At 70.3% G+C, this 18,256-nt stretch carries 19 protein-coding genes; 16 read left to right on the top strand and 3 right to left on the bottom strand.

Features of this window, described 5'->3' with window-relative positions:
• The first annotated feature begins 261 nt into the window (after window positions 1-261).
• The 8 genes from map to truA all read left to right on the top strand — a co-directional run bounded on the left by map (window position 262) and on the right by truA (window position 5,513).
• Complete coding sequence (map, locus tag AB0D31_RS30250; RefSeq protein WP_362728994.1) at window positions 262-1,107, top strand: type I methionyl aminopeptidase; 846 nt, start codon at window positions 262-264, stop codon at window positions 1,105-1,107.
• 208 nt (window positions 1,108-1,315) lie between these two features.
• Window positions 1,316-1,537, top strand: coding sequence for a translation initiation factor IF-1 (infA, locus tag AB0D31_RS30245; RefSeq protein WP_003956442.1), 222 nt, complete (start codon window positions 1,316-1,318; stop codon window positions 1,535-1,537).
• A gap of 62 nt (window positions 1,538-1,599) precedes the next feature.
• Window positions 1,600-1,713, top strand: a complete 114-nt coding sequence (rpmJ, locus tag AB0D31_RS30240) for a 50S ribosomal protein L36 (protein WP_003956441.1) — start codon at window positions 1,600-1,602, stop codon at window positions 1,711-1,713.
• 189 nt (window positions 1,714-1,902) lie between these two features.
• On the top strand, window positions 1,903-2,283 hold the full coding sequence (rpsM, locus tag AB0D31_RS30235) for a 30S ribosomal protein S13 (protein WP_053727621.1): 381 nt from the start codon (window positions 1,903-1,905) through the stop codon (window positions 2,281-2,283).
• 69 nt (window positions 2,284-2,352) lie between these two features.
• A complete protein-coding gene (rpsK, locus tag AB0D31_RS30230) occupies window positions 2,353-2,757 on the top strand; it encodes a 30S ribosomal protein S11 (RefSeq protein WP_003956432.1) in 405 nt (134 codons plus the stop codon).
• Between the two features lie 135 nt (window positions 2,758-2,892).
• Complete coding sequence (locus AB0D31_RS30225; protein WP_010473911.1) at window positions 2,893-3,915, top strand: DNA-directed RNA polymerase subunit alpha; 1,023 nt, start codon at window positions 2,893-2,895, stop codon at window positions 3,913-3,915.
• A gap of 169 nt (window positions 3,916-4,084) precedes the next feature.
• Window positions 4,085-4,555 carry a 50S ribosomal protein L17 gene (gene rplQ, locus AB0D31_RS30220; RefSeq protein ID WP_362728992.1) on the top strand — a complete coding sequence of 157 codons (471 nt, stop codon included), beginning with the start codon at window positions 4,085-4,087 and terminating at the stop codon, window positions 4,553-4,555.
• Between the two features lie 85 nt (window positions 4,556-4,640).
• Window positions 4,641-5,513: a tRNA pseudouridine(38-40) synthase TruA gene (truA, locus tag AB0D31_RS30215; RefSeq protein WP_362728990.1), complete on the top strand. Its 873-nt coding sequence runs from the start codon at window positions 4,641-4,643 to the stop codon at window positions 5,511-5,513.
• Here the strand turns inward: truA and AB0D31_RS30210 are convergent.
• Window positions 5,484-6,326: a hypothetical protein gene (locus AB0D31_RS30210; RefSeq protein ID WP_362728988.1), complete on the bottom strand. Its 843-nt coding sequence runs from the start codon at window positions 6,324-6,326 to the stop codon at window positions 5,484-5,486. The two genes, truA and AB0D31_RS30210, sit on opposite strands and share 30 nt — an antisense overlap.
• A 57-nt stretch (window positions 6,327-6,383) precedes the next feature.
• On the opposite strand from AB0D31_RS30210, the gene AB0D31_RS30205 reads away from it, so the two are divergent.
• The 4 genes from AB0D31_RS30205 to glmM all read left to right on the top strand — a co-directional run bounded on the left by AB0D31_RS30205 (window position 6,384) and on the right by glmM (window position 10,791).
• Window positions 6,384-8,006 (top strand): ATP-binding cassette domain-containing protein, encoded by a 1,623-nt coding sequence (locus AB0D31_RS30205; RefSeq protein ID WP_362728986.1) that lies wholly within the window; start codon window positions 6,384-6,386, stop codon window positions 8,004-8,006.
• Window positions 8,007-8,277: 271 nt separating this feature from the next.
• Entirely contained in the window at window positions 8,278-8,721 is a 444-nt protein-coding gene (rplM, locus tag AB0D31_RS30200) for a 50S ribosomal protein L13 (RefSeq protein WP_267055824.1), read from the top strand.
• A gap of 47 nt (window positions 8,722-8,768) precedes the next feature.
• Window positions 8,769-9,287: a 30S ribosomal protein S9 gene (rpsI, locus tag AB0D31_RS30195; protein ID WP_362728984.1), complete on the top strand. Its 519-nt coding sequence runs from the start codon at window positions 8,769-8,771 to the stop codon at window positions 9,285-9,287.
• A gap of 145 nt (window positions 9,288-9,432) precedes the next feature.
• A complete protein-coding gene (gene glmM / locus AB0D31_RS30190; protein WP_362728983.1) occupies window positions 9,433-10,791 on the top strand; it encodes a phosphoglucosamine mutase in 1,359 nt (452 codons plus the stop codon).
• 42 nt (window positions 10,792-10,833) lie between these two features.
• On the opposite strand, the gene AB0D31_RS30185 is transcribed toward glmM, so the two are convergent.
• Window positions 10,834-11,769, bottom strand: a complete 936-nt coding sequence (locus tag AB0D31_RS30185) for a DUF389 domain-containing protein (protein ID WP_362728981.1) — start codon at window positions 11,767-11,769, stop codon at window positions 10,834-10,836.
• A gap of 36 nt (window positions 11,770-11,805) precedes the next feature.
• Window positions 11,806-12,795: a type I pantothenate kinase gene (coaA, locus tag AB0D31_RS30180; RefSeq protein WP_362728979.1), complete on the bottom strand. Its 990-nt coding sequence runs from the start codon at window positions 12,793-12,795 to the stop codon at window positions 11,806-11,808.
• Between the two features lie 137 nt (window positions 12,796-12,932).
• On the opposite strand from coaA, the gene glmS reads away from it, so the two are divergent.
• The 4 genes from glmS (at window position 12,933) to AB0D31_RS30160 (ending at window position 18,193) form a co-directional block, all read left to right on the top strand.
• Entirely contained in the window at window positions 12,933-14,780 is a 1,848-nt protein-coding gene (gene glmS / locus AB0D31_RS30175; RefSeq protein ID WP_362728977.1) for a glutamine--fructose-6-phosphate transaminase (isomerizing), read from the top strand.
• Window positions 14,781-14,824: 44 nt separating this feature from the next.
• A complete protein-coding gene (locus AB0D31_RS30170) occupies window positions 14,825-15,193 on the top strand; it encodes a holo-ACP synthase (protein WP_362728975.1) in 369 nt (122 codons plus the stop codon).
• 361 nt (window positions 15,194-15,554) lie between these two features.
• The gene (locus AB0D31_RS30165) at window positions 15,555-16,985 is read left to right on the top strand and encodes an NAD(P)H-hydrate dehydratase (RefSeq protein ID WP_362728973.1); all 1,431 of its coding nucleotides are present in this window, start codon (window positions 15,555-15,557) and stop codon (window positions 16,983-16,985) included.
• A gap of 122 nt (window positions 16,986-17,107) precedes the next feature.
• Window positions 17,108-18,193 (top strand): L,D-transpeptidase family protein, encoded by a 1,086-nt coding sequence (locus AB0D31_RS30160; protein WP_362728971.1) that lies wholly within the window; start codon window positions 17,108-17,110, stop codon window positions 18,191-18,193.
• The last annotated feature ends 63 nt before the right edge of the window (window positions 18,194-18,256 follow it).

Below are 18,256 nucleotides of genomic sequence, written 5' to 3'. Positions count from 1 at the left end.
TCCCTAAACCCTCCGGGGGGAAGAGGGCTGAGGTTCGGGCTCCTAGGGCTCTGCCCCAGACCCCGTTCGCGCCTGAAGGGCGCTCGTCCTCAAACGCCGGACGGGCTGAGGTGGCCCGTATGGGCCGGTGCCGGACGGGCTGAGGTGGCCCGTATGGGCCGGTGCCGGGCAGGCGGGGTGTGCGTACGCCGTCCGGGCTGGGAACGGGACGCCGTATCGTTGGGGATGACCCATAGCTGTCAAGAAAGGCGTGAGCCGCACATGGTGGAGATCAAGACCCCCGAGCAGATCGCGAAGATGCGCGAGGCGGGGCTGGTCGTCGCCGCGATCCACGCCGCCACCCGCGAGGCCGCAGTGCCGGGGTCCACGACCAAGGACCTGGACGAGGTTGCCCGCAAGGTGATCGCCGAGCACGGCGCGAAGTCCAACTTCCTGGGGTACGGCGGGTTCCCCGCCACCATCTGCACCTCGGTCAACGAAGTCGTCGTCCACGGCATCCCGGACGACAAGACCGTCCTCAAGGACGGCGACATCATCTCCATCGACGCCGGCGCGATCATCGACGGCTGGCACGGCGACGCCGCGTACACCGCGTTCGTCGGCTCCGGTCACGCCCCCGAGCTGATCGAGCTCTCCCGGGTCACCGAGGAGTCGATGTGGGCCGGCCTCGCCGCGGTGAAGAAGGGCAACAAGCTCGTCGACGTCTCGCGCGCGATCGAGTCGTACATCCGCCGCCAGCCGCGCCCCTCCACCGGCAAGTACGGGATCGTCGAGGACTACGGGGGCCACGGCATCGGCTCCGAGATGCACATGGACCCGCACCTCCTGAACTACGTCGACAAGCGCCGCATGCTGGGCCGCCACAACCCGAAGCTCGTCCCCGGCTTCTGCCTGGCGATCGAGCCGATGGTCTCGCTCGGCACGCCCCGCACCGAGGTCCTGGAGGACGACTGGACCGTCATCACGACGGACGGTTCCTGGTCCTCGCACTGGGAGCACTCGGTCGCCCTGACGGAGAACGGCCCGCTGGTCCTGACGATGCCGGACTGCGGCAAGGCGAAGCTGGCGGAGTACGGGGTCACGACGGCCCCGGACCCGCTGGGCTGAGGGACCGCGAGACCGGCCGCCGCGCCGGGGCGACTCGCTGGGCCAGACACCTATGTCCGGCCGCTTAAGGATCTACGATGGCGGGCAAACTCCCCGGATTCGTCTTTTCGAGTGGCCTGTCGTAGACTGATGCGTCGGCTCTCGTGTACCCGTGTGTCCACACACGGCTGCGGGAGTCGATCAAGGTAGCCGATTCGAAAGGCGAAGCGTGGCCAAGAAGCAAGGTGCCATCGAAATCGAGGGCACCGTGATCGAGTCCCTCCCGAACGCTATGTTCAAGGTGGAACTCCAGAACGGTCACAAAGTCCTCGCGCACATCAGCGGCAAGATGCGGATGCACTACATCCGTATCCTCCCGGATGACCGGGTCGTGGTGGAGCTTTCTCCGTACGACCTGACGCGTGGCCGGATCGTCTACCGGTACAAGTAGATCTTGCCCACGTCGCTCACTCATGGGCGGCGGTGGCACTGACCCGGAGAACCTGACATCCCATGAAGGTCAAGCCGAGCGTCAAGAAGATCTGCGACAAGTGCAAGGTGATCCGCCGTCACGGCCGGGTCATGGTCATCTGCGACAACCTGCGCCACAAGCAGCGCCAGGGCTGACGCACGCCGACCGACCTGCACTCCGCAGTTCTTCAAGCGACGCGAGCAAAACGTACATACGCAGCATCCACCTGGCCGGGTTCCCCGGCTGGTGACACCTCCGGCGGGGGCCGGGGACCCGAAACGTACCTAGTACGGCGGTCGGGAGCGGTGCTGTGGAAGACCCCCGAAAACAACTGGAGCCAGTAAATGGCACGCGTTTCCGGTGTCGACATCCCGCGCGAAAAGCGCGTGGAGATCGCACTCACCTACGTCTTCGGTATCGGGCGTACCCGGTCCAAGGAGATCCTCGCCTCGACCGGCGTGAACCCGAACACCCGCGTTCGTGACCTGGCCGAAGAGGACCTGGTCAAGATCCGCGAGTACGTGGACGCCAACCTCCGCACCGAGGGTGACCTTCGCCGTGAGGTTGCCGCCGACATCCGCCGCAAGGTCGAGATCGGCTGCTACCAGGGTCTGCGCCACCGTCGTGGTCTGCCGGTCCACGGTCAGCGCACCAGCACGAACGCTCGTACCCGCAAGGGCCCGCGTCGCGCCATCGCCGGTAAGAAGAAGCCGGGCAAGAAGTAGTCCACAGCGGACGCTTTTCAGCGGTCTTCGCTGTAGGACCGATCACCTCCCCTCCATCTGGAGTAAGACATGCCCCCCAAGGGTCGTCAGGGCGCTGCCAAGAAGGTGCGCCGCAAGGAAAAGAAGAACGTCGCTCACGGCCACGCGCACATCAAGAGCACGTTCAACAACACCATCGTCTCGATCACGGACCCCTCGGGCAACGTGATCTCCTGGGCGTCCGCCGGCCACGTCGGCTTCAAGGGCTCCCGCAAGTCGACTCCGTTCGCCGCGCAGATGGCCGCCGAGTCGGCCGCCCGCCGCGCGCAGGAGCACGGCATGCGCAAGGTTGACGTCTTCGTCAAGGGCCCGGGCTCCGGTCGCGAGACCGCGATCCGCTCCCTCCAGGCCACTGGCCTCGAGGTCGGCTCGATCCAGGACGTCACCCCGACGCCGCACAACGGCTGCCGTCCCCCCAAGCGTCGCCGCGTCTGACGCACGTCGCTTGTGCTGAGGTTCTGGGCGGTACGGCTCCTTCGAGGCGTGCCGCCCGTACCCTTGCAGTACGCAGTACCCGCAGTAACCAGCAGGGCATCAAATAGTGGGTGCCCATGACTGAAGGATCTCCCCATGCTTATCGCTCAGCGCCCTTCGCTGACCGAAGAGGTTGTTGACGAGTACCGCTCGCGGTTCGTCATCGAGCCCCTGGAGCCCGGCTTCGGCTACACGCTCGGCAACTCCCTGCGTCGTACGCTCCTCTCCTCGATCCCCGGTGCCGCTGTCACCAGCATCCGGATCGACGGTGTCCTGCACGAGTTCACCACCGTGCCGGGCGTCAAGGAGGACGTCACCGACCTCATCCTCAACATCAAGCAGCTGGTCGTCTCCTCGGAGCACGACGAGCCGGTCGTGATGTACCTGCGCAAGCAGGGTCCCGGCCTGGTCACCGCTGCTGACATCGCCCCGCCGGCCGGTGTCGAGGTGCACAACCCCGACCTGGTGCTCGCCACGCTCAACGGCAAGGGCAAGCTGGAGATGGAGCTGACCGTCGAGCGCGGTCGCGGCTACGTCTCCGCCGTGCAGAACAAGCAGCTGGGCCAGGAGATCGGCCGCATCCCGGTCGACTCCATCTACTCCCCGGTGCTCAAGGTCACGTACAAGGTCGAGGCGACCCGTGTCGAGCAGCGCACCGACTTCGACAAGCTGATCGTCGACGTCGAGACCAAGCAGGCCATGCGTCCCCGTGACGCCATGGCGTCGGCCGGTAAGACCCTGGTCGAGCTGTTCGGTCTGGCGCGCGAGCTCAACATCGACGCCGAGGGCATCGACATGGGCCCGTCCCCGACGGACGCCGCTCTCGCCGCCGATCTCGCCCTGCCGATCGAGGAGCTCGAGCTCACCGTTCGGTCGTACAACTGCCTCAAGCGTGAGGGCATCCACTCCGTGGGTGAGCTCGTGGCGCGCTCCGAGGCCGACCTGCTCGACATCCGCAACTTCGGTGCGAAGTCGATCGACGAGGTCAAGGCGAAGCTGGCCGGTATGGGCCTCGCCCTGAAGGACTCGCCTCCCGGCTTCGACCCGACCGCTGCGGCCGACGCCTTCGGCGCCGATGACGACGCGGATGCCGGGTTCGTGGAGACCGAGCAGTACTGACGGTCTTCGACTGCGGGCCCGCTGTGGCTGGTCGCGCACACGCGACGGAGTCGCACATCGGCTCTTTCCCGCGCCCCTTACGGGGCGCGGGTCTCCGACAGGCACCCGCCTGCTCGGACACTGACATCGGTACCTCGTACGGCCGGTGCAGATCACTAGGAGAATCACCATGCCGCGTCCCGCAAAGGGTGCCCGTCTCGGCGGCAGCGCCGCGCACGAGAAGCTGCTCCTCGCCAACCTGGCGAAGTCGCTCTTCGAGCACGGCCGCATCACGACGACCGAGGCCAAGGCCCGCCGCCTGCGTCCGGTCGCCGAGCGCCTGATCACCAAGGCGAAGAAGGGCGACATCCACAACCGTCGCCTGGTGCTGCAGACGATCACCGACAAGGGCATCGTCCACACCCTCTTCACCGAGATCGCGCCCCGCTACGAGGAGCGTCCGGGTGGTTACACCCGCATCACGAAGATCGGCAACCGTCGTGGTGACAACGCGCCGATGGCCGTGATCGAGCTGGTCGAGGGCGAGATCGCCAAGAAGGCGACCGTCGCCGAGGCCGAGGCCGCCACCGTGCGCGCCGTCAAGGAGTCCGAGGCCAAGTCCGAGGACGCCGCGCCGGCCGACGAGGCGAAGGACGCGTAAGCGTTCTTGAAGGCTGAGGACGGGCCCGTTCCCTTCGGGGGGCGGGCCCGTTCCGCTGTGTGGATGCTTTGAGAGGATCGGTTACGTGAGCGATGAGGTGGAGCCCGGCCACGTCCGGGTGCGTCTTGACCTGTCGTACGACGGCAAGGACTTCTCCGGCTGGGCCAAGCAGCCCAGTGGGCGGCGGACCGTCCAGGGCGAGATCGAGGACGCGCTGCGCACGGTGACCCGGTCGGACGTGACGTACGCCCTGACCGTCGCCGGACGTACGGACGCGGGGGTGCATGCGCGCGGCCAGGTCGCCCACGTCGACCTGCCCGATGACGTGTGGGCCGAGCACCGCGAGAAGCTGCTGCGGCGCCTGGCCGGGCGGCTGCCGCACGATGTGCGGATCTGGCGGGTCGCCGAGGCGCCCAGCGGATTCAACGCCCGCTTCGCGGCGATCTGGCGGCGGTACGCGTACCGGGTGACCGACAACATGGGCGGCGTCGACCCGCTGCTGCGCGGTCATGTCCTGTGGCACGACTGGGAGTTGGACGTCGAGGCCATGAACGCGGCGTCGGCGGCGCTGCTCGGCGAGCACGACTTCGCGGCGTACTGCAAGAAGCGCGAGGGCGCCACCACCATCCGTACGCTCCAGGAGCTGTCCTGGGTGCGCGGGGACGACGGGATCGTCACCGCGACCGTCCGCGCCGACGCGTTCTGCCACAACATGGTGCGATCCCTGGTGGGCGCGCTGCTGCACGTCGGCGACGGCCACCGGGGTGTGGAGTGGCCCGGCAAGGTCCTCGCGGCAGCGGTGCGCGACTCCTCCGTGCACGTGGTGAAGCCGCACGGCCTCACCCTGGAGGAAGTCGGCTACCCCGCCGACGAGTTGCTCGCCGCGCGCAGCAAGGAGGCGCGCAACGTGCGGACGCTGCCCGGGAGTTCAGGCGGCGGGCTGGGCGGCTGCTGCTGAGGCCTGGTTGCGGCCGCGGGCGACGATCTGGTCGAAGACGAACTGGGCGAGGTCGTCGCCCGCGGTGAAGACGGCCGTGTCGCCCTTCGTCACGCTCTTGCCGTTCGCGAAGCCACCGGTCGTGAAGTAGGCATAGCGGCCATAGGAGTTGGTGGTGCGCCGGCACACCACGCCGTCCCGGCAGAACGTCGCGACACCCGCGCCGGACAGTGAGGCGATGCCGCCCGAGGCCTGCTCCTTCGCCTTCTTCGCCGCGGTGTCCGTGTCGAACACGGCGACACCCACGGTGACGGCGACACCGTCCTTGGTGAAGGTGGCGCGGATGACCTGACGGCAGCCGTTGTTGCCGAGGACGGAGCCGAGCGCACCCTGGGTCGCGGCGGCGCAGGAGGTCACCTTGTCGGTGGGGCCCTTGGCGTAGACGCCGCTGCCCAGGGTCAGGCCCGTACCGGGAAAGAGGGTGTCGGCGCCGAGCGGCGCCTTGTCCTTCCGCGCGCTCGCTATGTAGTCGTACGGGTTGGGCGGGGGCGGCGGGGCCACCTTGGAGAACGACGGCTGCGGGTGGGCGCTGTCGCTCGGCAGAGCCGGGGGAGAGGGCAGTTCGCTCGCCGACTTCCCATCGTCCTTGGAGCCGGCGCTGACGATCACGGTGGCCACCACCGCGACGACCGCCGCCGTGGCGAGCGCGCCGCCGCCCAGGAACAGCCACTTGCGGCGCCGGTTGCGCGCGGCCGACGCGTCGGCCAGTGCGGCCCAGTCCGGTGTCTGCTGATCCCCCGGGCCCCACCCGGGTCCCCCTTGCCCAAAGCTCATGCCGCGCATCCTAATTCGATTGTTCAGGGGGGCAGGGCCTGGGCGACAATCCGCACCATGGGACATCTAGAGGCTGCACACCTGGAGTACTACCTGCCGGACGGGCGGGTGCTGCTCGGCGACGCTTCGTTCCGGGTGGCGGAGGGCTCGGTGGTGGCCCTGGTCGGCGCCAACGGGGCCGGCAAGACGACGCTGCTTCGCATCATCTCCGGCGAGCTCCAGGCGCACGGCGGTTCGGTGACGGTGAGCGGTGGGCTCGGTGTGATGCCGCAGTTCGTCGGGTCGGTGCGCGACGAGCGGACCGTGCGCGACCTGCTGGTCTCCGTGGCCCAGCCGAGGATCAAGAAGGCGGCCGCCGAGGTGGACGCGGCCGAGCACCTGATCATGACGGTCGACGACGAGCCCGCGCAGATGAAGTACGCGCAGGCGCTCAGCGACTGGGCCGAGGCGCACGGCTACGAGGCCGAGACGGTGTGGGACATGTGCACCATGGCCGCACTCGGTATGCCGTACGACAAGGCCCAGTTCCGCGAGGTGCGCACGCTCAGCGGCGGCGAGCAGAAGCGGCTGGTCCTCGAAGCGCTGCTTCGCGGGCCCGACGAGGTGCTGCTCCTGGACGAGCCGGACAACTATCTGGACGTCCCCGGCAAGCGCTGGCTGGAGGAGCGGCTGCGGGAGACCCGTAAGACCGTCCTGTTCGTCTCGCACGACCGGGAGCTGCTCTCGCGGGCCGCCGAGCGGATCGTGAGCCTGGAGCCGAGCCCCGCGGGCACGGACGTGTGGGTGCACGGCGCCGGATTCGGTACGTACCACGAGGCGCGGCGTGAGCGGTTCGCACGCTTCGAGGAGCTCAAGCGGCGCTGGGACGAGGAGCACGCCCGGCTGAAGGCGCTGGTCCTGCGGCTGCGCAACCAGGCGGCGATCAGCCCGGACATGGCGTCCAGGTACCACGCGATGCAGACACGCTTCAAGCGGTTCGAGGACGCCGGGCCGCCGCCCGAGCCGCCGCGCGAGCAGGAAATCACCATGCGGCTGCGCGGCGGCCGCACCGGGGTGCGCGCCCTGACCTGCGAGAACCTTGAGCTGACAGGACTGATGAAGCCGTTCTCGCTGGAGGTCTTCTACGGCGAGCGGGTCGCCGTGCTCGGCTCGAACGGCTCCGGCAAGTCGCACTTCCTGCGGATGCTCGCGGGGGACGCGTCGGTGGCGTACACCGGGAGCTGGAAGCTGGGTGCGCGGGTCGTGCCCGGGCACTTCGCGCAGACCCACGCCCACCCCGAGCTGCTCGGGCGCACCCTGGTCGACATCCTGTGGAGCGAGCACGCCAAGGACCGCGGCGCCGCGATGTCGGTGCTGCGCCGCTACGAGCTGGAACGCCAGGGCGACCAGCCCTTCGAGAAGCTCTCCGGCGGCCAGCAGGCCCGCTTCCAGATCCTGCTGCTCGAGCTGGCCGGCACCACCGCGCTGCTCCTCGACGAGCCGACGGACAACCTGGACCTGGAGTCCGCGGAGGCCCTCCAGGACGGTCTGGAGTCGTACGACGGGACGGTGCTCGCGGTCACCCACGACCGGTGGTTCTCGAAGTCCTTCGACCGCTACCTCGTCTTCGGCTCGGACGGCGTGGTGCGCGAGACGCCGGAGCCGGTGTGGGACGAGCGCCGCGTGGAGCGAGCCCGTTAGACGTTTGCGCAGGCCAGTGCCGGTAAGGGCGCGGTACGGCCGGGCGGCCCCCGGGCAGTTTTGACCCGCCGGGGGGCGCCCGGGTATTCTTCTGGTTTGTTATGCGTATTGGCTCAGTCGTTCTCACGCGACAGTCGTTGCGCAGGTTCTCTGGAGCAGTTACCAGTGGCTCGCATACGGGCAGCGTCCCGGCACTGTGAGTCCCAGCTGCATGATCGCTTCAGGGTGCAATGTGTCTGCTCCCCATCCACTAAGAAGCGAAGGCTACGAAGTGCGTACGTACAGCCCCAAGCCCGGCGACATCACTCGCCAGTGGCACGTCATTGATGCCCGGGACGTCGTCCTGGGTCGTCTGGCGACCACCGCTGCGAACCTCCTCCGGGGCAAGCACAAGCCCGTCTATGCCCCGCACATGGACATGGGTGACTTCGTCATCATCATCAACGCCGACAAGGTTCACCTGTCCGGCAACAAGAAGACCCAGAAGATGGCCTACCGCCACTCCGGCTACCCGGGCGGTCTCCGCGCGGTGCGCTACGACGACCTCCTGGCGAACAACCCGGAGAAGGCCGTCGAGAAGGCCATCAAGGGCATGATCCCCAAGAACACCCTGGGCCGTCAGATGCTCTCGAAGCTGAAGGTCTACTCGGGCGACCAGCACCCCCACGCTGCCCAGCAGCCGGTGCCGTTCGAGATCACCCAGGTCGCGCAGTAGTTCCGGCCACCACACCCCCTAAGACAGAAAAGAATCTGAGGAGCATCGTGGCCGAGACCACTGTCGAGACCCCCGTCGAGGGCGAAGAGACCTACGCGGAGGTCACCACCTTCGAGTCCGAGGTCCCCGTCGAGGGCGAGTACACCACCGAGTCGATGGCGTCCCGCTTCGGCGACCCGCAGCCGGCCGCCGGCCTGGGCCGTCGCAAGAACGCCATCGCCCGCGTCCGGATCGTTCCGGGCACCGGCAAGTGGAAGATCAACGGGCGTACGCTCGAGGACTACTTCCCGAACAAGGTCCACCAGCAGGAAGTCAACGAGCCCTTCAAGGTGCTCGAACTCGACAACCGCTACGACGTTGTCGCCCGCATCTCGGGTGGCGGCGTGTCCGGTCAGGCCGGCGCCCTGCGCCTCGGCGTGGCCCGCGCGCTGAACGAGGCCGACGTGGACAACAACCGCGCCGCCCTCAAGAAGGCCGGCTTCCTCTCCCGCGACGACCGTGCGGTCGAGCGCAAGAAGGCCGGTCTCAAGAAGGCCCGCAAGGCTCCGCAGTACAGCAAGCGCTAAATCCGCGCCTGCCACTACGGCTCTCGTTCGCCCCGGCAGCACTCTCCGTGCTGCCGGGGCGTTCGTCTATCCACCCCCCAGTTACCACCCCGGTTATCCACCCCCGGTTAACCACCCCGTACTTTCAGGTTTTCGGAGGACAGACGTGGGACGACTCTTCGGCACGGACGGCGTGCGCGGTGTAGCCAACTCGGATCTGACGGCCGAGCTCGCGCTCGGACTGTCGGTCGCGGCGGCGCACGTACTCGCCGAGGCGGGGACCTTCGAGGGGCATCGGCCGACCGCCGTGGTCGGGCGTGACCCCCGGGCGTCGGGAGAGTTCCTTGAGGCCGCCGTCGTCGCGGGCCTCGCGAGCGCGGGCGTGGACGTCCTGCGGGTCGGTGTGCTGCCCACCCCGGCGGTGGCGTACCTCACCGGCGTGCTCGGCGCCGACCTCGGCGTGATGCTCTCCGCCAGCCACAACGCCATGCCGGACAACGGTGTCAAGTTCTTCGCGCGCGGCGGCCACAAGCTCGCCGACGAGCTGGAGGACCGCATCGAGTCGATCTACGAGCAGCACCGCACCGGCGCCCCGTGGGAGCGGCCGACCGGCGCCGGCGTGGGCCGCATCCGGTCCTACAGCGAGGGCTTCGACCGGTACGTAGCCCACCTCATCGGGGTGCTGCCCAACCGCCTCGACGGCCTGAAGGTGGTCCTGGACGAGGCGCACGGCGCGGCCGCCCGGGTCTCGCCCGAGGCGTTCACGCGGGCCGGCGCCGAGGTCGTCACGATCGGTGCCGAGCCGAACGGGCTCAACATCAACGACGGCTGCGGCTCGACCCACCTCGACCTCCTCAAGGCGGCCGTCGTGGAACACGGCGCCGACCTCGGCATCGCCCACGACGGCGACGCCGACCGCTGCCTGGCTGTGGACGCCGAGGGCAACGAGGTCGACGGCGACCAGATCCTCGCGGTGCTCGCGCTCGCCATGCGCGAGGCGGGCACCCTGCGCGGCAACACCGTCGTCGGCACCGTCATGTCCAACCTCGGCTTCAAGCTCGCCATGGAGAGCGAGGGCATCCAGCTCGTCCAGACCGGCGTCGGCGACCGCTACGTCCTGGAGTCGATGAAGGAGCACGGGTACGCGCTCGGCGGCGAGCAGTCCGGCCACGTGATCATCCTGGACCACGCGACCACCGGTGACGGCACGCTGACCGGTCTGATGCTGGCCGCCCGTCTCGCCGCGACCCGCCGCACCCTCGCCGACCTCGCCGGGGTCATGACGCGGCTGCCGCAGGTCCTGGTCAACGTCCCCGACGTCGACAAGTCCCGCGTCACCACCTGCGCCGAGCTGGGTGTCGCCGTCAACGAGGCCGAGCGCGAGCTGGGCGCCACCGGACGCGTGCTGCTGCGCCCCTCCGGCACCGAGCCGCTGGTCCGCGTGATGGTCGAGGCCGCCGACATCGAGCACGCCCGCTCGGTCGCCGGCCGCCTCGCCGACGTGGTCAAGTCGACGCTGGGCTAAGGCAGTTGACTCCTTGAGCCCTTGACTCCTTGCCGCCTGTCGCTACGGCAGGCGGCGCCTGCGCTGGCTCGCCCAGAGCGCTTTCTGGGCGAGCAGCGTGAGCGTGCCGGCCAGGACGATGCCGGCCAGGTTGGCGAGCAGCTGCCAGCTGGAACCCCAGGTCTGCCCGTAGTCCTGATAGCTGAACGCCATCGCGGCGTTGGCCGCCGCCGGGACCGTCGTCACCGAGATCGCGACGCCGATCAAAGCGCCGGACTTCGCCGAGGTGAGCGAGAGCGTGCCCGCGATGCCCGCGAGGAACGCCACCACGAACGACATCCAGTCGGGCCGGAAGATGAACGCCGTGTTCGGACGGGGTGCCTCGATCATCGACATGTCGAAGAGCCCGAGCACCTCCATCAGCCAGCCGAATCCGGCCGTGAGCAGCATCGCCGACGCGAAGCCCACGACCAGCGCGAGCAGCGAGTGCCCCACCAGGCGCGGCGCGCGCCGCACCAGCGCCGTGCAGATGCCGGCGAGCGGCCCGAACTCGGGGCCCACCGCCATCGCGCCCACGATGAGGATCGCGTTGTCGAGCATCACACCGCATGCGGCCAGCATCGTCGCGACGGCCAGGAACGCCACGTACGTGACCGAGAGCGTCGACTCCTCGTGCGTGGCGTCGGTGAGCGACTCCCACAGGACCGCGTCCGCGCCCTCGCCCGGCGCCTCGGCCTCGGCCTTGTCGGCCCGCTTCGAGATCGACAGTTCGATGTGATCGACGGCGATCGAGCCGTCGCGGTCGAGACCGAGGGCACGCAGCTCGGCGATGAGGGCGTCCCCGGCCTCGCGGGCCACGTCGCACAGCACGAGGTCGCCCACCGGATTGCGGGCCGCGCCCGGCAGCACCGCCAGGTGCGCGGTGCCGACCGTCGACTCCAGGGTGCGCACGACGTCGTCGGTGCGGTCGGCGGGCACGATCAGACGCAGGTGCAGCACGGTTCCTCGCGGGGTCGGAGCGTCAGAGCTTGCGCGTCAGAGCTTGCGCAGCGAGATCTTCTGGATCTTGTGGTCGGGGCCCTTGCGTACGACGAGCGTGGCCCGGCCGCGCGTGGGCGCCACATTCTCCACCAGATTGGGCCGGTTGATGGTCCGCCAGGTCGTCCGGGCGTAGTCCAGGGCCTCCTCCTCGGAGACCTGCGTGTACTTGCGGAAGTACGAGAACGGGTTCTGGAAGGCCGTCTCGCGCAGCTTGCGGAACCGGTTGAGGTACCAGGTCTCGATGTCCTCGGTGCGCGCGTCGACGTACACACTGAAGTCGAAGTAGTCCGCGAGGCCGACCCGGGTGCGGCCGTCCTGGCCGGGCAGCGCCGGTTGCAGGACGTTGAGTCCCTCCACGATGAGGATGTCGGGCCGGCGCACCACGAGCCGCTCGTCCGGCACGATGTCGTAGATGAGGTGGGAGTAGACGGGTGCGGTGACCTCGTCCTTGCCCGCCTTGATGTCCGCGACGAACCGGGTCAGCGCCCGGCGGTCGTACGACTCGGGGAACCCCTTGCGCGACATCAGGCCGCGCCGCTCCAGCTCGGCCATCGGGTACAGGAAGCCGTCGGTGGTGACCAGCTCGACCCGCGGGTGCTCGGGCCAGCGGGCCAGCAGCGCCTGGAGCAGGCGGGCCACCGTCGACTTGCCGACCGCCACCGAACCGGCGACCCCTATGACGAAGGGGGTGCCGCGCTGGGTGCCGTGCCCGTTGCCCGCGTCGCCCAGGAACGTGTTGAGGGTGCCGCGCAGATTGGCGGTCGCCTCCACGTACAGGTTGAGCAGGCGGGACAGCGGCAGGTAGATGTCGCGCACTTCGTCGAGGTCGATGACGTCGCCGAGCCCGCGCAGGCGCTCGACCTCATCGGCGGTCAGCGGCAGCGGCGTCTTCTCACGCAGCGCGCTCCACTCTGCGCGTGTCAGGTCCACATAGGGAGTCGCCTCCGGCTTGCGGTGGGCGCTCCGTGGCGGCGAAGTGATCACGCCTCCATTGTTGCGGCTGTATGACGTGCGTGGGGGGTGGGGTGGGTCACTTGCCGTAAGCCGCGAAAGGCGGACGAACCCTCGCGCCCGCCCCGGAGTGAGGGGGAAATGAGGGGTCACGGTCGTAGGCTGCCGCCATGTGCGGAATCGTGGGTTATGTGGGCGGGCAGTCGGCGCTGGACGTCGTGCTCGCGGGGCTGAAGCGGCTTGAGTACCGCGGATACGACTCGGCGGGCGTCGCGGTGCTCGCCGACGGCGGGCTCGCCGGGGCGAAGAAGGCCGGCAAGCTGATCAATCTGGAGAAGGCGCTCCTGGAGGCGCCGCTGCCCGCCGGGGCGACCGGCATCGGGCACACCCGGTGGGCCACGCACGGCGGCCCTACGGACGCCAACGCGCATCCGCACCTGGACAACGCGGGGCGGGTCGCCGTCGTGCACAACGGGATCATCGAGAACTTCGCCGCGCTGCGGGCCGAGCTCGCCGAGCGCGGTCACCAGCTGGAGTCCGAGACGGACACCGAGGTCGTCGCGCACCTCCTCGCCGAGGGCTACTCCTCCGCGCAGGACCTCGCGGAGGCCATGCGGCAGGTGTGCCGGCGCCTCGAAGGGGCGTTCACGCTGGTCGCGGTGCACGCGGACGAGCCGGACGTGGTGGTCGGCGCGCGGCGCAACTCGCCGCTCGTGGTGGGCGTCGGCGAGGGCGAGGCCTTCCTCGCCTCGGACGTCGCCGCATTCATCGCGCACACCCGCTCCGCGATCGAACTGGGCCAGGACCAGGTCGTCGAGCTGCGCCGGGACGGGGTCACGGTCACCGACTTCGACGGGGCGCCGGCCGAGACCCGGGCCTACCACGTCGACTGGGACGCCTCCGCCGCCGAGAAGGGCGGCTACGACTACTTCATGCTCAAGGAGATCGCCGAGCAGCCCAAGGCCGTCGCCGACACGCTGCTCGGCCGGATCGACGGGGCGGGCTCGCTCACCCTGGACGAGCTGCGCATCCCGCACGCGGTGCTGCGCGAGATCGACAAGGTCGTCATCGTGGCGTGCGGAACGGCGTACCACGCGGGCATGATCGCGAAGCTGGCCATCGAGCACTGGACGCGGATCCCCTGCGAGACGGAGCTGGCCAGCGAGTTCCGCTACCGCGACCCCATCCTCGACCAGCGCACCCTGGTCATCGCCATCTCGCAGTCCGGCGAGACGATGGACACCCTGATGGCGCTGCGGCACGCGCGCGAGCAGGGCGCGAAGGTGCTGGCGATCTGCAACACCAACGGCTCGACGATTCCGCGCGAGTCGGACGCGGTCCTCTACACGCACGCGGGTCCCGAGGTGGCGGTGGCCTCCACCAAGGCCTTCCTGACCCAGCTGGTGGCCTGCTACCTCGTCGCGCTCTACCTCGGCCAGGTGCGCGGCACCAAGTGGGGCGACGAGATCGGGGATGTCGTACGCGACCTCGCCGAGATCGCCACGGAGGTCGACCGCGTCCTCGAAACCATGGAGCCGGTACGGGAGTTGGCGCGCTCGCTCGCCGACAAGAACACGGTGCTCTTCCTCGGCCGGCACGTGGGCTACCCCGTCGCCCTCGAAGGCGCGCTCAAGCTCAAGGAGCTGGCGTACATGCACGCGGAGGGGTTCGCGGCGGGGGAGCTGAAGCATGGGCCGATCGCGCTGATCGAGCAGGACCTGCCGGTGGTCGTGGTGGTCCCCTCGCCGCGCGGACGCTCGGTGCTGCACGACAAGATCGTCTCCAACATCCAGGAGATCCGGGCGCGCGGGGCGCGGACCATCGTGATCGCGGAGGAGGGCGACCAGGCGGTCGTCCCGTACGCCGACCACCTCATCCGCATCCCGGCCACGCCCACGCTGCTCCAGCCGCTGGTGGCGACGGTTCCGCTCCAGGTCTTCGCCTGCGAGCTGGCGACGGCGCGCGGCAACGAGGTGGACCAGCCGCGGAACCTGGCGAAGTCCGTGACGGTGGAGTGAGCGCATGATTCAGGGAGGGGTCGAATGAGTAGGGGAGGGGTCGAGTGATCATCGGGGTCGGGATCGACGTGGCCGAGATCGAACGGTTCGGGGCGTCCATCGAGCGGACGCCCGCGATGCTCCAACGGCTTTTCGTGGAGAGCGAGTTGATACTCCCGGGCGGCGAGCGGCGCGGCGTCGCCTCGCTGGCCGTCCGCTTCGCCGCGAAGGAGGCCCTCGCGAAGGCGCTGGGCGCGCCGGCGGGGCTGCTGTGGACGGACGCGGAGGTGTACGTGGAGGGGAGCGGCCGGCCCCGGCTCCGCGTCCGCGGGTCCGTGGCGGCCCGGGCGGCTGAGCTGGGGGTTCGGCACTGGCATGTTTCGCTCAGCCATGACGCGGGGGTGGCGTCCGCGGTGGTGATTGCGGAGGGGTGAGGTCGCGTTGTGCGCGGGGTGCGCTCGCGTCCGGCGTGCCGCTTTCGCTTCCAGCACGGGCCGCGCCGGGACACCGCCCGCGCAGTTCCCCGCGCCCCTGGTAGGGCCCCCGGAGTCGACCGGCCGCGCCCGGTAGGGCACCCGGCACCGAGCGGATAGCCCGCGCCCACCGCGGCGGAGCCGCGCAAACGGCACAGCCCCGCGCCTCCAGTAGGGCCCCCGGAGCCGACCAGCCGCATCCAGTGGGGCACCGAGAGCCGACCAGCCGCCCCCAGTGGGGCACTGGGTGCCGAGCGGTTGCGCCCGCCGCGGCGGAGGCGGGGAGGTTGGAGGTGAGGCGGATTGGGGAAGGGTGGGCGGCATGCGTACTGCCTACCGCGTGGAAACCGTCCGCGCCGCCGAAGCCGAGCTCATGCACCGCCTCCCCGACGGCGCCCTCATGCAACGAGCAGCCGCCGGCCTCGCCGCGGCCTGCGCCGACATGCTCGGCCGGGTGTACGCGGCGAGGATCGTGCTGCTCGTCGGCAGCGGTGACAACGGCGGCGACACGCTGTACGCGGGGGCCCGCCTGGCCCGCCGCGGCGCCGCGGTCCACGCCGTGCTGCTCAGCCCCGACCGCGCCCACCCCGAGGGCCTCGCGGCGCTGGAACGGGCCGGCGGCCGGATCGCCGATGACCCGTTCGAGGTACTGGCCACCGCCGACCTCGTACTCGACGGCATCACCGGCATGGGCGGCCACGGCGGGCTGCGCCCCGACGCGGTGCCCGTTGCCCGGGCCGCTCGCGGCTCCGACGCGCTGGTCGTCGCCGTCGACCTGCCCAGCGGCGTGGACGCCGACACCGGCGAGGTGACGGGCGAGGCGCTGCGGGCGGATGCGACCGTCACGTTCGGGGCGTACAAGCCGGGCCTGCTCATCGACCCCGCGCGGGAGTACGCGGGGGCGGTGCGGCTGGTCCCGATCGGGCTCGACCTGCCGTCCGTGCCGGAGGTCGAGGCGCTCCAACACGCCGACGTGGCCGACCTGTTGCCCACCCCGGCCGGCGAGAGCGACAAGTACCGCAGGGGTGTCGTCGGGGTCGTCGCGGGGTCGGCCCGCTACCCGGGCGCGGCGGTGCTCGCGGTCGCCGGGGCGCTGCGGGGTGGCGCGGGTGCGGTGCGGTACGTCGGCCCCGGCGGGGACGCCGTACTCGCCCGCTTCCCCGAGACCCTGGTCTCGGACGGCTCGCCCGCGAAGGCCGGGCGGGTGCAGGCGTGGGTGGTCGGGCCGGGGCTCGGTGACGGCCCGGGCGTGGACGAGGTGCTCGCGTCGGACGTTCCGGTCCTGGTGGACGCGGATGGGCTGCGCGGGCTCGATCCCCGTACGGTACGGGCCCGGTCGGCGGCCACCCTGCTCACCCCGCACGCGGGCGAGGCGGCCGCGCTGCTCGGGGTCGCGCGCGAGCGGGTCGAGGCCGAACGGCTCGCGTCGGTACGGGAGTTGGCGGAGCAGTTCGGCGCGACGGTCCTTTTGAAGGGGTCGACCACGCTGGTCGCGGACGCGGGATGGCCGGTGCGGGCCAACGCGACGGGGACGCCGTGGCTGGCTACGGCGGGCAGCGGCGATGTGCTGTCGGGGCTCGCGGGGTCGCTGCTGGCGGCGGGCCTGTCCGGCCGGGATGCGGGGTCGGTGGCGGCCTATGTGCACGGGCTTGCTGGGCGGTGGGCGGCCCGGGATGCGCCCACGACGGCGTACGCGGTGGCCGAAGCGCTCCCGAACGCCTGGCGTTCCATCACCCAACCCCGGCCCACCTGACCCCCCGGGGGCTCCACCCCGGACCCCGCCTATCCCCTGAGGCCCGGGATGAAGCCATCCCCGGGGTGACATGTGCCGCGCGGCTTCCGCGACACGCCGGGGGTGAGGGGTTCTCTGAGGGAATGACAAAAGGACATTCACGTAGCAACCGCTACAGATGGGGCGCCTGTGGTCTCGCCCTGGCCGCCGCACTGACCCTGGGTGCCGCCCCTGCCCCCGGCGACCCCCCACCCCCGCCGAACCTCAGACCCGTCGCCCCCGCACCCCCAGCCCCACCCGCCCCCGGCAATCCCGCCCCCGGCACCGCCGCACCCAGCGACACCGACCCGGCCACCGGCAACTCCGCCCCCGGAGCCGAACCCACCGGCACCGAACCCGGCGGCACGGGCACCGAACCCGGCGGCACGGGCACCGGCAGCGCCCCTGCGCCCAGCGAAGCCCTCGTGCCCGGGGTTGTGTTTGAGGGGCAGGCTGGGCCGGTCGACACGCCGGACCAGGTGTTGCCGCCGCTCGTCTATCAGCCGGGCGCCGACGAGGACCGGGCCGAACCCGCAGAGGCGCCCGACGGCGCGTACCGGCTCGTCGAGTACGTACCGCGCAGCGAGCTCGCCGCCAAGCCGGGCAGCTGCACCACCAAGACCGGACCGCACCAGCGCCAGGTCGAGCACTGGCTCGGGCTCAAGGCGGACGGACGGCAGTCGCCCGCCGACTGCGCCGCGATCCGCAAGTTCCAGCAGGCGCAGGGCATCTCACCCACCATCGGCTTCGCCGGCCCCGTCACCTGGTCGCGGATGCAGTTCCTGTCCGCGCGCAAGAACCCCAACGCCGCCCACAAGTGCCCCGTGCGCAAGACACGGGTGGCCTGCGTCGACCTCGCGCGGCAGCTGATGTGGGTACAGACCGGCAGCAAGGTGACGTACGGTCCGGTGCCGATCCGCAGCGGGCGGGCCTCGCTGCCCACCCGGGGCGGCTGGCACAAGGTCTACTGGCGGCACAAGAACCACTGGTCGACGATCTACCACCAGTCCATGCCCTACGCCCAGTTCTTCGACGGCGGCCAGGCCTTCCACGCGATCTACCACAGCGTCTACACCACCGTCGGCAGCCAGGGCTGCGTCAACCTGACCCTCGCCGACGCGCGCAGCCTCTGGAACGCCCTGCGCACCGGCGACGCCGTCTATGTGTGGGGGCACCGCGAAGGCACCTGAGCGGGCCCAGGCCCGACCGGGAACGGGGTGTGTCCTGCGGCACAATCCGGGTCCTCGTGCGCT

Origin of the sequence: Streptomyces sp. NPDC048361 (assembly GCF_040651795.1) — a bacterium.
Classification (GTDB): domain Bacteria; phylum Actinomycetota; class Actinomycetes; order Streptomycetales; family Streptomycetaceae; genus Streptomyces.
The sequence above is the reverse complement of the archived record's forward strand: the minus strand, read 5'-3'. Positions and strand labels throughout refer to the sequence as shown.

What these genes read in the sequence shown, in the direction of transcription:
- map (WP_362728994.1), top strand. Translation starts at nt 262, where the DNA reads ATGGTGGAGATCAAGACCCCCGAGCAGATCGCGAAGATGCGCGAGGCG.
- rpmJ (WP_003956441.1), top strand. Translation starts at nt 1,600, where the DNA reads ATGAAGGTCAAGCCGAGCGTCAAGAAGATCTGCGACAAGTGCAAGGTG.
- rpsM (WP_053727621.1), top strand. Translation starts at nt 1,903, where the DNA reads ATGGCACGCGTTTCCGGTGTCGACATCCCGCGCGAAAAGCGCGTGGAG.
- rpsK (WP_003956432.1), top strand. Translation starts at nt 2,353, where the DNA reads ATGCCCCCCAAGGGTCGTCAGGGCGCTGCCAAGAAGGTGCGCCGCAAG.
- AB0D31_RS30225 (WP_010473911.1), top strand. Translation starts at nt 2,893, where the DNA reads ATGCTTATCGCTCAGCGCCCTTCGCTGACCGAAGAGGTTGTTGACGAG.
- rplQ (WP_362728992.1), top strand. Translation starts at nt 4,085, where the DNA reads ATGCCGCGTCCCGCAAAGGGTGCCCGTCTCGGCGGCAGCGCCGCGCAC.
- AB0D31_RS30210 (WP_362728988.1), bottom strand. Translation starts at nt 6,326, where the DNA reads ATGAGCTTTGGGCAAGGGGGACCCGGGTGGGGCCCGGGGGATCAGCAG.
- AB0D31_RS30205 (WP_362728986.1), top strand. Translation starts at nt 6,384, where the DNA reads ATGGGACATCTAGAGGCTGCACACCTGGAGTACTACCTGCCGGACGGG.
- glmS (WP_362728977.1), top strand. Translation starts at nt 12,933, where the DNA reads ATGTGCGGAATCGTGGGTTATGTGGGCGGGCAGTCGGCGCTGGACGTC.
- AB0D31_RS30165 (WP_362728973.1), top strand. Translation starts at nt 15,555, where the DNA reads ATGCGTACTGCCTACCGCGTGGAAACCGTCCGCGCCGCCGAAGCCGAG.
- AB0D31_RS30160 (WP_362728971.1), top strand. Translation starts at nt 17,108, where the DNA reads ATGACAAAAGGACATTCACGTAGCAACCGCTACAGATGGGGCGCCTGT.